This is a genomic window from Psychrobacter sp. Arc29 (assembly GCF_041431175.1).
In the GTDB taxonomy this organism is placed as follows: Bacteria; Pseudomonadota; Gammaproteobacteria; order Pseudomonadales; family Moraxellaceae; genus Psychrobacter.
In genome coordinates this window covers 117,807-133,758 of the sequence record NZ_JASMRR010000009.1, presented here as the reverse complement: position 1 = coordinate 133,758, position 15,952 = coordinate 117,807, and the positions used below count along the sequence as shown (strand labels likewise).

11 protein-coding genes are annotated in these 15,952 nt (G+C 42.5%); 8 read left to right on the top strand and 3 right to left on the bottom strand.

Going from position 1 to position 15,952, the window contains the following annotated elements:
* Window positions 1-71: 71 nt before the first annotated feature.
* The 4 genes from QO189_RS12315 (at window position 72) to QO189_RS12300 (ending at window position 9,558) form a co-directional block, all read left to right on the top strand.
* Complete coding sequence (locus tag QO189_RS12315) at window positions 72-1,160, top strand: hypothetical protein (RefSeq protein ID WP_371532939.1); 1,089 nt, start codon at window positions 72-74, stop codon at window positions 1,158-1,160.
* 880 nt (window positions 1,161-2,040) lie between these two features.
* Window positions 2,041-6,504, top strand: coding sequence for a glutamate synthase large subunit (gltB, locus tag QO189_RS12310; protein ID WP_371532938.1), 4,464 nt, complete (start codon window positions 2,041-2,043; stop codon window positions 6,502-6,504).
* A 232-nt stretch (window positions 6,505-6,736) separates the two neighbouring features.
* Window positions 6,737-8,158, top strand: a complete 1,422-nt coding sequence (locus QO189_RS12305) for a glutamate synthase subunit beta (RefSeq protein ID WP_238038807.1) — start codon at window positions 6,737-6,739, stop codon at window positions 8,156-8,158.
* A 188-nt stretch (window positions 8,159-8,346) separates the two neighbouring features.
* Window positions 8,347-9,558: an FUSC family protein gene (locus QO189_RS12300; RefSeq protein ID WP_371532937.1), complete on the top strand. Its 1,212-nt coding sequence runs from the start codon at window positions 8,347-8,349 to the stop codon at window positions 9,556-9,558.
* 83 nt (window positions 9,559-9,641) lie between these two features.
* Here QO189_RS12300 and QO189_RS12295 read toward each other — a convergent pair whose 3' ends face one another.
* Together QO189_RS12295 and QO189_RS12290 are read right to left on the bottom strand one after the other, a co-directional pair.
* Window positions 9,642-10,769, bottom strand: a complete 1,128-nt coding sequence (locus QO189_RS12295; RefSeq protein ID WP_371532936.1) for a PotD/PotF family extracellular solute-binding protein — start codon at window positions 10,767-10,769, stop codon at window positions 9,642-9,644.
* Between the two features lie 485 nt (window positions 10,770-11,254).
* Window positions 11,255-12,094: a Cof-type HAD-IIB family hydrolase gene (locus tag QO189_RS12290; protein WP_371532935.1), complete on the bottom strand. Its 840-nt coding sequence runs from the start codon at window positions 12,092-12,094 to the stop codon at window positions 11,255-11,257.
* Between the two features lie 392 nt (window positions 12,095-12,486).
* On the opposite strand from QO189_RS12290, the gene QO189_RS12285 reads away from it, so the two are divergent.
* The 4 genes from QO189_RS12285 (at window position 12,487) to QO189_RS12270 (ending at window position 15,328) form a co-directional block, all read left to right on the top strand.
* Window positions 12,487-13,080: a hemerythrin domain-containing protein gene (locus QO189_RS12285; protein ID WP_371532934.1), complete on the top strand. Its 594-nt coding sequence runs from the start codon at window positions 12,487-12,489 to the stop codon at window positions 13,078-13,080.
* A 253-nt stretch (window positions 13,081-13,333) separates the two neighbouring features.
* Window positions 13,334-13,825 (top strand): BLUF domain-containing protein, encoded by a 492-nt coding sequence (locus QO189_RS12280; protein ID WP_371532933.1) that lies wholly within the window; start codon window positions 13,334-13,336, stop codon window positions 13,823-13,825.
* Between the two features lie 365 nt (window positions 13,826-14,190).
* A complete protein-coding gene (locus tag QO189_RS12275) occupies window positions 14,191-14,682 on the top strand; it encodes a BLUF domain-containing protein (RefSeq protein ID WP_371532932.1) in 492 nt (163 codons plus the stop codon).
* A gap of 166 nt (window positions 14,683-14,848) precedes the next feature.
* Window positions 14,849-15,328 carry a BLUF domain-containing protein gene (locus QO189_RS12270; protein WP_371532931.1) on the top strand — a complete coding sequence of 160 codons (480 nt, stop codon included), beginning with the start codon at window positions 14,849-14,851 and terminating at the stop codon, window positions 15,326-15,328.
* A gap of 192 nt (window positions 15,329-15,520) precedes the next feature.
* Here QO189_RS12270 and QO189_RS12265 read toward each other — a convergent pair whose 3' ends face one another.
* Entirely contained in the window at window positions 15,521-15,952 is a 432-nt protein-coding gene (locus QO189_RS12265; RefSeq protein WP_371532930.1) for a hypothetical protein, read from the bottom strand.

Here is a 15,952-nt window from a genome sequence, read left to right as displayed (position 1 = left end):
CACTAACTGCACTTCTATTTGAATGAGCATTGATGTAATGCTCTTAAATATGTTTTTACCAAGGACCCCCCATGGCAGCATCAAAATCGAAGGCGCGTACCGCTGGTCAATCATACAGTCGTCAAGCCCTGATCTGGCTGGTCGCGACGTTACTATTAGGTGTTGTGACAGCGTTAGTCTGGATGTTAAGCCAAACGCCAGCGATGGGTGCCAAAATTGAAAACGAACCAGTATCAGCACCGCAAATGTTGGCTGATGAGTTTGAGCAACCATTAAAAATCGAGTCACTTCACGAGCTGGATACCGATGTACAGCCAATTAGTTTTGATACGACTGTCCGTGATTTGCGTAATTATCCTGACGAGTTTAAAGACAAGCGCTATCTACTTGCCAACAAGGGTAAGTGGACTGTGCAGGTGATGAATGTCGCTGAAAATGACGTGATTGTCAGTTATTTAGAGGGCCGTGAAGATCGTGATAAATTCGCTTATTTCCGCTATCTTGATAGTGAAAATCAAGTTCGTTATATGCTAACTTACGGAATCATGAGTAGTCCACAGGAGGCCGTTGGGGCAGCAAAGCTCATAGATTTTAAACTGCCTGCTAATGTGCGTGTGCTACCGGAGGAGATCAATCGATACGTCAGTATTATCGATAACTACGAGCGTCCTGATCCAGTAAAAGACTTAAGTACGAAGCGTACGCGCGCTGTCAATTTAAAACCGACTAAGCGTGAAATACCAGCACGTCAGCAAGCGCAAGCAGTCAACAATACAGCCAATGACCAAGCCGCCAATAGTAACACCAGTCGCGATAGTCAAGGAGGCTTTAACGATAGTATTTCAGAGGAGAGTATTCGCCAGTCAGCTGATACTTCTGAAACGTTATCCGTTACTGAAGAGCGGACGGTTGGTAATGAGTCACAGTCAGTCTCTGAAGCACCAACTCAAAACGAAGGTAGTGCCAACAAGCCTAAACAGGATAATAAAAAATCAGTAGCATCGGGAACGGATAATAATAGCAGTATCAAAAAACCACCCGTCGTACCTGCGCCAAAACCGCCAAGCGCAAGTAACAATGGTGCTGGCAACAATGCAAATACGCCCAAAAACAATAATAGTGACAGTATAAAAGCACTCATAGAAGATAAAAGTAATTGATACGCATTTTCTGTCATCGAAAACCCCATTAGCTAATTGGTTAGTGGGGTTTTTTTATACTTCGTTTTTTTAATATATTAGTGGCTACTGTCGCTATTTTGGGGCAAAGTATTCAAGGTAGACACAACTCATCCACTGCCTCAGGCAACCCTACGTAGGCGCTTTGTATTATATTTCTAATGGGTTTTTAATCGTCCTATAACCAATAGTAATGAGACCTTATACAAATTATGGCTGATGAATCGATAGAAAAGACTAGATTTTTTGTGAATCATTAACTAATATAACTGTGGGCGACGTTCTGTATAGTTATCGTAAAAAACTATTATTAAACAAGCATTTAGTAACAAATCAACGATTTATAAGGTGTGTTGCTAAGGTTTGTTGTCTCAAGCGCGGCTACTTACTGGCTATGTTAAAGTTCTTGTAAGTGACGCAACCTCTCTTATTGTCACTCTTTTTAGAGTGAATAAGGCGCTTGAATACAGAGCGTCAGATATTCAAGACGAACCACATGCACGGTTATTAAATGGTTGGATGTCCAGCTCTCATTGCTAGATATAACGACATAACACACGATGCTTAAACGAACGACATAACGTATTACTGATTAGGCAATTGGCATTTAGGGGTATAAATTACTCCGTTTCAAAGGGCTGCCATTTACTATCTCTAATATACGACGCATATGTCACGACATTATCTAATGACCAGGAGGGTCAAAAGTTTATTTGCTTTTAGAGCATGATGTCGATTGAGCCTCGCACCATTTGCTAATTCAACTATCCGAATATCCACTATCAGCCCGTTCTGCTTACGGGTACCAGCTTATGCTCCGCATTGGAGATGTAAGTTGCCCGTCTACTTAAAAGGACAAGCTATGTCAATGATTTCCTCGCAAACACACCTGGCCACGCCAGATGATTTTTCTGATAATTGCGGTTTTGGTCTAATTGCTCATATTAAGGGTGAAGCCAGCCATAATTTGGTAAAAACCGCCATTCATAGTTTAAGTTGCATGACACACCGTGGTGGTGTGGCGGCCGATGGTAGAACTGGTGATGGTTGCGGTCTACTATTAGCGACCCCTACCGACTTCTTTAAACAGATCGCCAATGAGCAGCAATTTGCAATTACAGACAACTTTGCCGTTGGTATGGTGTTCGTCAATTTGGATGATGATAAAGCCAAGCATAGCCAGCAAGTATTGAGCGATGAAATTACCGCCCAAGGATTAGAAGTCGCTGGCTGGCGTGATGTGCCACTTGATTTGAGTATTGTGGGTGAGATCGGCCGTGAGACATTACCAGATTTTAAGCAGGTATTCGTCAATGCACCAGATGATCTAGCAGCTGATGATTTTAACCGTAAGCTGTTTGTTGCACGTAAAAAAGCAGAGCAGCGCCTGGTTGATGACGAGCTGTTTTATGTATGTTCATTAAGCTGCCAGACCATTATTTATAAAGGTCTGGTCATGCCATCAGACTTACCAGCATTTTTCCTGGATCTTCAAGACGAGCGATTGGCATCACACATCGTGGTTTTCCATCAGCGTTTCTCCACCAATACTTTGCCGCGTTGGCCATTGGCACAGCCATTCCGCTATCTTGCGCACAATGGTGAATTGAATACCATCACAGGTAACCGTAACTGGTCTAAAGCACGCACGCCAAAGCTCAAATCAGAAAAACTGCCAAACTTGAATGAATTGACGCCGCTTGTAAACAGTACAGGTTCTGATTCATCAAGTCTAGATAATATGCTTGAAGTGCTAATGTCTGGCGGCATGAACTTGTTCCATGCGATGTCGATCTTAGTACCACCTGCATGGCAGAACGTCGATAGCATGGATATGGATTTGCGAGCGTTTTATGAGTTTTACTCGCAGCATATGGAAGCGTGGGACGGTCCTGCAGGGCTTGTGATTCAAGATGGCCGCTATGCTGTCTGTATGCTTGATAGAAACGGTCTACGTCCGTCACGTTGGGTGACGACCAAGAACGGTTATATCACCGTCGCATCAGAGGTTGGTGTTTGGGACTACTCACCACAAGATGTGTTGGCAAAAGGTCGTGTCGGCCCAGGTCAAATGCTGGTTATTGATACGTTGACAGGTCAAGTGATGGATACGACTGCTGTTGCAACATTGCTGAAAAATGCGCATCCGTATCGAAAGTGGCTGCGTGAAGAAGCGACACGTGTCCGTGATGATGAGCGCTTAGAGGAAACCTTAGCAGCGCAAGCGTGCCGTGGCGATAAGCTAAAAGCCTTACAAAAGATGTATCACATCACCAATGAAGAGCGTACAGAGATCATCCGCCCTAATGCTGAAAACGGTCAAGAGCCAGTGGGTTCGATGGGTGATGATACGCCAATGGCAGTGCTATCGCAGCAAATTCGCCATGTCGGTGATTTTTTCCGTCAGCAATTTGCACAGGTGACCAACCCGCCAATCGATCCACTTCGTGAATCAATCGTGATGTCGTTGCAGACCTGCTTAGGTGCTGAGACCAACGTATTTGCACCATCTGCGAGAGATGCGCATCGTATTATTTTGTCATCGCCAGTATTGTCAGCTAGCAAAATGCAGCAGCTTGAAACGTTGGATGATCCAGCGTTTAAAATGGCTCGTATCGATCTGAACTATGACCGTACTCTAAAGCTATCTGATGCTATCGTCGCTATTTGTGAGGAAGTGGCAGATAACATCCGCTCAGGCAACACCTTGATTGTACTGTCTGATAAAAATATCGATGCAGAAAAAGTACCCGCCAATGCCATTCTGGTCACAGGAGCCGTGCATCACTATCTAATTGCAGAAGGTATCCGTACCGATGCTAACTTGGTGATTGAGACAGGTCTGGCGCGCGATTCGCATCAAATAGCGGTATTGATTGGCTTTGGTGCGACTTGTGTGTATCCGTATCTAGCATATGATGTCATCGATGATTTGGTGGCTACTGGTGAATTGCTTGGTGATCCGATCCAAGCTCGCGTTAATTTCCGCAAAGGCTTGGATAAAGGTTTGCTAAAAATCTTATCAAAAATGGGTATCTCTACCATTGTGTCGTATCGCGGTGCGCAGCTGTTTGAGGCAGTTGGTCTCTCTGAAGAAGTCGTGAGCTTATGTTTTAAAGGTGTACAAAGCCGTATCAAAGGCGCTACCTTTGCAGATCTTGCCGCTGACCAAGCGCAACTGGCTGCCAACGCGTTTAAGCGTCGTGCGCCACTAGATCAAGGTGGTTTGCTCAAATTTGTCTTCAATAAAGAGTACCATGCCTTTAACCCTGACGTGATTAACAGCCTGCATACGGCGGTACGTACGGGCGATTATGAGAATTATCAGAATTATGCCAATCTAGTCAATAGCCGCCCAGTTGCGACTTTGCGTGACTTATTGCAATTGAAAACTGACAACAGTATCGATGTCGATGATGTTGAGGATATCTCTGAGATTTTGACGCGTTTTGACTCAGCTGGCATGTCGCTAGGCGCACTGTCTCCTGAGGCGCATGAATCGATTGCGATGGCGATGAATACCATCGGTGGTCGCTCAAACTCTGGTGAGGGCGGCGAAGATCCTGCGCGTTATGGCACATTGCGTAACTCAAAAATCAAGCAAGTGGCCTCTGGTCGTTTCGGCGTGACACCTGCATATCTGCGCTCAGCAGAAGTGATGCAAATTAAGGTGGCTCAAGGTGCAAAACCGGGCGAGGGTGGACAGCTACCCGGTGGTAAAGTGAATGCGCTGATTGCGCGCTTGCGTTATTCAGTGCCAGGCGTTACCTTGATTTCACCGCCGCCGCATCACGATATTTACTCTATCGAAGATTTGGCGCAGCTTATTTTTGATTTGAAGCAAGTCAATCCAGATGCATTGGTGTCTGTTAAATTGGTTTCACGTCCAGGCGTTGGTACGATCGCGACAGGTGTTGCAAAAGCTTATGCCGATTTGATTACGATCTCAGGTTATGATGGTGGTACAGCAGCATCTCCGCTATCGTCTATTCATCATGCAGGCTCGCCATGGGAGCTAGGTCTGGCTGAAACCCATCAGTCTCTACGAGTGAATGGATTACGTGATAAGGTACGTGTCCAGACTGATGGTGGTCTAAAAACAGGATTGGATGTCGTCAAGGCTGCCATTCTTGGTGCAGAAAGCTTTGGCTTTGGTACTACACCGATGATTGCGGTTGGTTGTAAATATCTACGTATCTGCCATTTGAACAACTGTCCAACAGGGGTTGCTACCCAAAAAGCCAAGCTACGCGACGAGCATTTCATTGGCGAAGCAGAAATGCTGATTAATTTCTTCAAATTTGTGGCGACTGAAACACGTGAATGGTTAGCAGCGCTAGGTGTTCGTAGTATGGAAGAGCTGGTCGGTCGTACTGACTTGCTAGATATTCTAGAAGGCAATACAGACAAGCAGCGTCATCTTGATTTAACACCATTGCTATTTAGTCACCCAGCCAGTGTGGGCAAAGCCCAAACGTGTCAGGTGGAGCGTAACGAGCCGTTTGATAAAGGCTTGCTCGCTGAGCAAATGATTCGCGATATGCTCGTCAATATTCGCCAAGGCTCAGGCGGCGTTTATAGCTATTTCGTTGGCAACTGTGACCGCTCTATTGGTGCTCGTATCTCTGGCGAGATTGCGCAAGTATGGGGCAACCTTGGTATGAGTGATATGCCGATTAAGCTTCGCCTGACAGGTACTGCAGGGCAAAGTTTAGGCGTGTGGAATGCTGGCGGCTTAAATATCGAGCTTGAAGGCGATGCCAACGATTATGTGGGTAAAGGCATGGCTGGCGGTGAGATTGTCATTTATCCACCTAAAGACTCAAACTTTACGGCACAAGAAACCGCCATCATCGGTAATACTTGCCTATATGGTGCAACGGGCGGTAAGTTATACGCTGCCGGTACCGCCGGTGAGCGTTTTGGCGTTCGTAACTCTGGCGCGCATGCAGTCATCGAGGGCACAGGAGACCATTGCTGTGAATATATGACTGGCGGTATCGTCACGATTCTTGGCCGTACTGGACTCAACTTCGGTGCTGGTATGACGGGTGGTTTTGCGTATGTACTCGACATGGAAGGCGACTTCTTTGATCGTTGCAACCATGAGCTGATCGATCTTAACCGTATCTCAAGCGAGCAAACAGAAGAGCATCGCATTCACTTACAGCAAGTGATTGAAGCTCATGTAGATAAAACAGGCAGTGCATGGGGTCAGACGATATTGGAAGACTTTGAGCATTATGTTCGTAAATTCTATTTGGTGAAGCCAAAAGCGGCGAACATTGCAAGTCTTCTTAAAACTACCATGGCCGACCCACAATAGCCGATTTGTCATTGTCGGTCGTGTCAATGGATTGTCTTGAGAGATTGTATTGAGGAATCGACAATGACTTTGATTAGGGTAGCCAGCGTTCCGTTTTTAGAGACGTTTTAACTCACAGGTTTTCAGCAGGTACGTGACAGCAGCGATATATGTCTTAGATTTTAGACAAACAACACATCGCTTGACTGTCACCACCCACTGCAAAAGAGCCTTATATAAAAGAGATAGCACCATGGCAAAACGCTTAGAAAATAATTTTCAGTTTTTAGATGTACCGAGATTTGATCCAACCAAAAAAGACATTGCAACGCGCTCAACAGAGTTTGTCGAGATTTATAAACCTTTCGAAAACGAAGCTGTTGCTCAGCAAGCGCATCGTTGTCTTGAGTGTGGTAACCCGTACTGCGAGTGGAAATGTCCAGTACATAACTATATTCCTAACTGGCTAAAACTGGCCACCGAAGGACAGATATTCCAAGCGGCTGAATTGTGCCACCGCACCAATACCTTACCTGAAGTATGTGGACGAGTTTGCCCGCAAGACCGTTTGTGTGAAGGCGCTTGTACATTGAACGATGGTTTTGGGGCAGTGACCATTGGTAATGTTGAGAAATATATCAACGATACCGCATTTGCACTTGGCTGGCGTCCGGATATGTCTGAAGTCGTTTGGACAGACAAAAAAGTTGCTATCATTGGTGCAGGGCCAGCAGGTCTTGGCTGTGCAGATATCTTGGTCAGAAATGGTGTGAAACCAGTTGTCTTTGATAAGCGTCCTGAAATTGGTGGCTTATTAACCTTTGGTATCCCTGAGTTCAAAATGGAAAAAGACGTCATGCGCAACCGCCGCGTGATCTTTGAAGACATGGGTATGGAATTCCGTCTAGAGACAGAGATCGGTACAGACGTCACCATTGATGAGCTGTTGGCTGAGTATGACGCGGTCTTTATGGGTATGGGTACATATACCTATATGCGTGGCGGCTTCGCTGGTGAAGAGCTGACAGGCGTCTATGATGCGCTAGATTACCTGATTGCCAACGTCAACCGCTGTAATGACTGGGAAAAAGACGCCGCAGAGTATATCGATTTTAAAGGCAAAAGAGTGGTCGTACTAGGTGGCGGCGATACGGCGATGGACTGTAACCGTACCAGTATCCGTCAAGGTGCTGAAAAAGTCGTCTGTGCTTATCGCCGTGATGAAGAAAATATGCCTGGCTCACGCCGCGAAGTAGTCAATGCTCGTGAGGAAGGGGTTGAGTTTTTATTCAATCGTCAGCCTACTGAAATCATTGGCTTAAATGGCAAGGTAAATGGGGTAAAAGTAGTCACGACGCACTTAGGTGCGCCAGATAACCGCGGTCGTCAGCGTCCTGAGCCGATTCCTAATTCTGAAGAGATTATCCCATGTGATGCCGTGATTATGGCATTTGGCTTTAGACCAAGTCCTGCTGATTGGTTCGAGTCGCAGCAAGTGGCAATGGACAGCTCTGGTCGTGTGTTGGCTGCAGAAAAACAAACCTTTAAATTCCAAACGCAAAACCCCAAAATTTTTGCAGGTGGTGATATGGTGCGTGGCTCTGATTTGGTCGTGACGGCTATTTGGGAAGGCCGCGAAGCAGCGGAAGGTATACTAGACTTTTTAGAGGTTTAATGAGATTGATTCAAACTTAGCTATTCATCAGCAGGGTTTGAGCTTGAACGTCTTTTGTCTTTTAATAGACAGAAGGCGTTTTTTTTGATTAATACTTTGTAAATCGAGGCTCGACTGCTAGCATGTTTGTGCGTAACCTATGTGCGTTACCATTCATCTCGCTTATTAACTAAAAAGAGTAGCCTTGCGTGAAATCAACCCTTTACCAGCGTGTTACTGCTCCATTTACTGAGCCTTATGTTCGCTATCAACATGCCGACGTCTTGCACGCCATTCGCTTAGGAACGGCTGTCATACTGGCGCTACTGGTCAACAAACTCACCAACCTGCCACATGGGGAGTGGACGACCATTACGGTTTTTATTATCTTGGGATTATTGCAGTATCAAGGCGCTATCTATACTAAAGCCAAAGAGCGTGTCTTGGGTACTCTGCTAGGTATAGGTACTGCCCTTGGAGTGCTGTGGTTCATTCAAAATGCAGGGGCATGGCCATGGGTGGACTACGCGCTCATCGGTCTATTAAGCGGCATCATTGGCTATTTAGCCGTCAGAAAGCTCGGATATACAGGGCTGCTAACGGGTATCACTATGTTGATGATTGTCTCTGATTTGGGTCACAACAGCATCGGCCAGGATGGCATCTATCGCGCGCTAAATATCTTGCTGGGTACGGGCGTTTCGGTAGCAGTGACACTGATTTTACCGCTCAAATCAACGTTGATGTGGCGGTTTTTATTGAGTAGCAACCTTGATGCTTGTAGCAGTCTCTATGCTGGCGTGGGTCATCATATTGATGCAGCGGATGGGGTAATGGACAACGCTACTCAAAAATCAAACCCAATCGACTTTCCTATTAAAGAAGTACCTGTTGATAGGAAGTTGGTAACAGCGCTACAACAGATTAATAAACGCCTGCTGGCTGTGCGACCACACATCGCTGCGACAGCAAGTGAGTCAGGAATCGAGAAAGAGACACTAGAGACAATTCAGCGTACCCATCGTAATATTATCGGAACGATTGACTTATTATTAAGTGCTGCTCCGCGCTTGGCGAATATCGAAATCGATGAAGAAAACCATGTGTTACTGATACATTATCAGCACGAATTGACGCAAGCCATGCAGCATATGGCGGCGGTACTTCGTAGTCCAAGCGATGAAGTGTTTCGGCCTATTACTCGTATTGCTGTCTCAGAATATCCAAGTGTGCAGCACTTAGCATTTGAGTGGCAGGGGTATTTTTGGTTAACACAGACGTTGCAAACGCAGTTGCAGCAATTGAGTGATCTGTTACAAACCTCTAAGCTACACTGGTTTGCTGCATCTGGGCTGGGTTATCAGCGCCGTGAGCAGCGCCGGATGAAAGAGCAGGGCGGCGAGACAGATTTGCATTTATAGCACACAAAAAAACGCTGACCATTTAGGATCAGCGTTTTTTTCTTAAAGATTTACTTTATTTTAAAGATATTAAACCATGGATATTAGCGACCCGTTTTTAGCTTATCCCAGTATTGCTGATACACTTGTAGTGCTTCATCACCCACATCTTCTTGGAACTCCGCTTTGGCTAACACGTCTTTAGATGGGTAAATCGTTGGATTGTTACGAACGCTTTCATCCATCAGCTCACGTGCTGCCTGGTTTGGTGACGCATAACCAATTTCTTCACTCACGATTTTGGCGTTTTCAGGACGTAGCAAGTAATCAATAAATTTGTGTGCTGCATCAACTTGTTTGGCATTTTTCGGAATGACAAAGTTGTCCATCCACAAGATAGCGCCTTCAGTTGGGTATTTATAAGCTAGGCTCGTTAGACCTTCGTCATTCGCCATGACTGCTTCGCCATTCCACGTCATGCCAAGAGATGTCTCACCTTCGATGTACGGCATACGGGTGGCATCAGAGTTGAACGTTTTGACGTTTGGCATTAACGTCGTAAGCTTGTCATAAGCCGCTTTTATTTCGTCAGGATTGCTGCTGTTGCCCGAGTAGCCTAACGTCAGTAACGCCATACCGAACACTTCACGCACATCGTTGGTAAGCATTACCTGACCTTTATACTTAGGATCCCATAGGTCGTTCCAGCTATTCACAGTTGCAGGATCGACACTATCACCATTGATCGCAAGACCGGTGCTACCCCACATGTACGGTATAGAGTATTTATTGTCAGGGTCGACTTTGGTGTTAGTAAATGACGTATCGAGGTTTTTAAAGTTACTTAATTTAGACTTATCTAACTCTTGAAGTAACCCTTCTTTGGCCATCTTTTCGACATAATAAGTCGATGGAATGGCCAAATCATACTGGCTCGAATCATCGAGCAGTTTGAGCTTGGCGTACATCGCTTCGTTTGAATCAAACGTCGTGTAATTGACTGCGATGCCAGTTTCTTCTTCAAAACCATCCAAAATCTCTTGTGGCATGTATTCTGACCAGTTATACAAATTGAGCGTCTCATTGCTCGCCGCAGCGCTACCATCTGCCGCATTGTCAGAGTTACTACAGCTAGCTAACGCTAGGCCAATAGCTGCCGCTAATAATGCTTTTGGCACCATACGGCCGATACGAGCTGGGTTGTCTGGATGGGACGATGATAAATGGCTCAAAATATTTCTCCTAAATAAAAAATAATGCAAATCAAAAAGTTGATAAAAATAATGAAGCAGTCAATGCTGCATGTCGCTAATAAAACTATTATGGTTATTACTTTGTACAATTTAAAGGGCTATTATCAAGACGATGCTTAGTTATGCTAATAAAGGTCGCTAATAATACTAATCAAATGAGTGATAAAAATTGGTTTAAAGACAGTCAATGCTGAGTGGGTTTTCGAGAGTATTGCCAAGGATGAGACAAATAATGGCCGTATAGAAATATGCTATTACAAGTGTAAGAACAAGCGAAGATTCAAGCATCAAATAGCGCCAAGAACTTAGAACTTAAGATAATAATTAGCCACATCAGAACAGCAAAGGATGCGGCGCAATGACTGAGCGCCGCTATCACCGAAGATTCAATGACTGTTGATGGTAGTTCAACGATGCTTTAACAGAATGTTGGTAGGTACTTAATACATGCTCAAATAAGATTTTTATTTGGTTGACGAGGTGGCGTAGAACGGTTCAAGCACTGTCTGTATGCCATACTCTTCGATCGTCCCAGTGACGAAATCAGCACGCGCTATCAGATCAGGCTGCGCATCACCCATCGCCACGGTAAACCCCACCAAATCAAACATTTCTAAGTCATTCATACCGTCGCCAAACGCCATACACTCGCTGACATCTACCGCATAGTACTCGCAGATATCTTTGATTCCGCGTGCTTTCGATGCTTCTATTGGCAATATATCTGCACCGATTTGATGCCAATGCACCAGTTTTAAGTCATACTGCGCAAAGTCGATATCTTGCATTTTTTCTTGTTGATTATTAAAAAATACTGAGCATTGATAGACGATATTTGACTTGTAATACTCAGGGTCAAGAATAGAGTTGGGTGTGACAGCATTGAATTCACGCAAACGATCATTTTCACCTGACCAAGCGATATGAGTGGCAGAGTCAAACTTATGAATCAAGTCGCTCTGCTGGCACAGACGCACGATTTTATCTGTTTGCTCACCAGACAATGGATAGTGGCTGATTCGGCCATTTTTATCAAAGCTATACTGTCCATTCATACAAATAATGGCATCCAATATATCTGCATCAAGCAATGCTAAAATATCCTCAGGCAATATGGCCTTGGAGCGGCCAGTTGAAATCACCAACTTGATATCAGTGTCTGCCAGTTGCTCAAGGGTTGCTTTATTATGTTCGGCGATGACGCCGCTACGGCTCAAGGTATCATCGATATCGAAAAAGATGATTTTAGGGGTAGAAACTTTGGTATTCATACTTTCTTGAGCAATTTTATCTTCGATAAACATGGTTGTCCTTTACATTTTAAGCGCTGCTATTAAAGGTAATAGTAGCTGATTACTAATACCTGAGCGACTATATTATTCGTTTTATCCTACAGGCTCATCAGCCAAAAACGATGAGAGTTTTGACTAGGTTGTGTAACGCATTGGTCTTACGCTATGAACTTTGATGACTAATAAAACTGCTAACGTATTACCGAAGATACTGTTGATATTCTATGTTTAAACTATATATAGACTACACTTTCATTGAATATTTTTTAGTTTATCTAATGAGTTGTATCTAGTGAATTACGATTTCGTTTTCTGAACTCAATTTTTAAAGAGGATTTATTGATAACGACTTAAGCATTCATAGAGAAAACTGAATAAGCAAAATAATTTATAGGGACAATATTATGACTGCTTCTACTCAAAAATCAAACGCTCAAGATATAACAGATGAGGGGCTGCTTGCTCCGACTCCACGTCATCCTGAGAGTCGGTTAAAGGCTGATTGGCTGTTTTTATACAAGAAGCTACCGCCCAATCAATGGCTCAGTGCAGACTATATTTATAAGACATCTTTTTGGTTAAGTATTCACGCTGATATACGTAAACGCCAACACACTCTTATTCAAATCAGTGACGCCTATCATGCCGGTGATATCGAATGGTCAGAATATCGCTCACAAACCTCACCACGGATTAATCAATATATTTTTAAATTACATCAGCACCATAATATTGAAGATACAGGCTACTTTCCACAGTTCATTCGCATGTACCCTCAACTAAAAGCAGGTTTTGAGATATTAGATCGTGACCACGTACATTTGGATGCACTACTTAATGAGTTGCAAGTGCTAAATGGTAGGTTAGCATCAAACAATACTGAGAATAAAGCACTGGGTAAGCAATTGCATCAGCGTTTAATTGATGCCAGTGAGCTACTGTCGCAACACCTCACTGATGAAGAGGACTTAGTCATTCCTATTTTGGGACTGAATTAGTGCTATAAGGAAAAATAGTTCAGCTTTATTTTTTATTAGACAAGACTACCGTACTGAATGTACTAGAATCTGTAGTACTACGATGTGGCGATAGGAGAAGAGAGTACGCTATCTTAGTGAAACTGCAACGTTGTTTCTCTAGAAAAGAGTGATAACGGGCAAAAACCTACTAAAAAATACAAAATGTTGTTGATTGTACTTTAGGTTAAAGGGTATCTTAATTTAAAACGGCTTTTTATCATTGGACTCTTTTATGCATAAGGTTATTGACTACACCTCAGGATCTGGTACCGAAGTTTTAGAGAGTAGAAATAAAGACGGTGCAGATATTCTGGTTAGCCTCACATATATCGGTAAAAATCGTGAGAAAGATAATGGCATAAAACTGACTCGTACCTTTGAGATAGCACGAAAAAATAATGAAAAAAGCGGTATCACTTCAGCGCTTGTCATTAATGATCATTATTTTATTCAAAACATTGAAGGCTCAAGAGTTGCTATTAATGAGCTTATCACTAGAGTGAATCATGAGCGACCACACCTCTTAATTCATATTATTGATTTTGAGGAGATAGAGACGCGGAGATGGAATGGGTTTTTGATCAAATACTTAACATCAGGTACTGAAAAGGAGGAATATGCTCTAAAACATTTTTCAGCAGACACTGATTTCAATCCTTATGTGATGAAGAAAGAGCAAATTACAGGCTTCTTAGAAGCAGTTTTTGAGGAGAAAGAATCCTAAGCTGATATTGATAGCAGCATTTGATTTTGAGCTGTCTAGATCAAATCCAATGAAAGGCTCTCGCAACATCCGCCTTGATAGAAAAAACTTAGCCATGTGGATTTTGGAATTTAGTAGAAGTTATAGGCTAATATAGATTAGAGTTTTAAGATATTGGAATAACGGCATCATGTAGTTTTTATCAGCTGTTGTAGTAAAATCCAACGATAAAATGCTGATATGCATCTGATTAATATATTCATATCATAACCATAGAAAGTCAGGGCAGATAATAAAAACTTGCTCAAACGTAACAATTTCATTGACTATATTTTATAATAAAGTGTATCTTAATTTAGATAAGTATTTTGCAAATAGGGTTCCTTATGAATATTATAACGACAAGCCATACTCCAGAAAATAAGAAAAGAAATGGCGAGCATATTCTTATTCACATGACATATATCGCCAAAAATGTCGAGCTAAATTCAGGAATCGAGCTGACCCGCGCACTTGAGTATTGGCGCAGATATTTTGAAGAAAACGATATCGTTTCAGCTTTAGTTATTAGTGAAGGTTATTTTGTTCAAAGTTTTCAAGGGACAAGGCCTGCTATCAATACTGCCTTGGCAAAGATATTTGACGAGCATTCAACCATCTTTCCAAATATCGTTAATATAGAGGAAATAGAATCGCGCCAATGGAGTGGTTTTTTAATCAAACATCTCACCTCAAGCGCTGAAGATGAGGAATATACTTTAAAGAGCTTCTCAGCAGGTTCTGACTATAATCCATATCTAATGACAAGTGCGCAGATTGAAAATTTTCTGAAAGCAATTTTTGATGAGAAAAAACCACGAATTCATGATGTTATTTGACTTTGATTTTCTGTAATTAAGGGTTTGTTAGGCAATAGAGCAAGCACTTAATTGATGTGAGTGAGCTGTTATTGTAATTCTGATCGATCAGCAAGATTTGGAGATGAATAACTTGAGTTTAAAATTTGTTTTAGTTTAGAAAAATGTTTTGCAAATAAGGTTGCTTATGCATATAACGACGAGCCATACTTCAAAAAATAATAATAGAAATGGCGAGCATATTCTTCTCAGTCTCACTTATATCGGAAGAAATAGCGAGGAAAATAACGGAATAGAGTTAACTAGAGTTCTTGAGCGATGGCGCAGAAACAATGAGAAAAGTGATATAACCTCTGCACTTGTTATTAATGATAATTACTTAATTCAAAATATTGAAGGCTCAAGGCCTATTATCAATGAAGTCTTAGCAATATTGATTAATGACTATCCTCATTTATTGCCTCATATCATCGGAGTTGAGGAAATAGAGGCACGGAGATGGAATGGATTTTTAATCAAATATTTAACATCAAGCACTGAAGATGAGGAATATACCTTAAAAAGCTTCTCAGCAGGTGCTGACTTCAATCCTTACCTCATGAAAAGTACTCAGATTACAAGCTTCCTAAAAATAATCTTTGAAGGTACCGAATTTAATAAGTTTTAAGTAGGTTTTCTATTTTGATTAGCGTAAAAAAGCCGCCTATACGTTTGTGTAGGCGGCTTTTTTATACATTGGTGTGTGAAATAAACTTTCTTGCTTATTGATAAGAAAGAATATGATACTTTCAATTATTATTTCAGGAGTTACTCACCTGATAGTAGGTAGAACGCACTCTAGGTCAATCAATTGTGCTTCTTAATCACTTTGACAAAGTCGCTTATATAAACGCTTATCTACTGCATCAGTAAATTCAAGAGGGCGAGTAGATTTATCATTTGTTTCCAACTCAAACATATCGAATATGTCAGCGAAAGATCCTGAAGGTTCAGTCTTTGCGAAAAGTCGTTGAGAGTGAGTAGTGACCGTTTGTTCTGTACACTCAATAATATAAGAAGCAGTTATATAAGGTTCATAAAGTGCAATTGGATAATTAGAGAAATGACTCTGAGGCCAAGTACTGGTCTTCATAGGTACTTGGTATTGCGAATCACTTAAATGCTCAGCCTGATAAAAATCAATATAGATTTCAACAGGATCAGTTGGATCATTTTCATTTACTAGTTGCCATTCAGCAAAGCTTGATTGTGAAAGGATCAATACAAACAATAATGAGGTTGATTTTTTCAT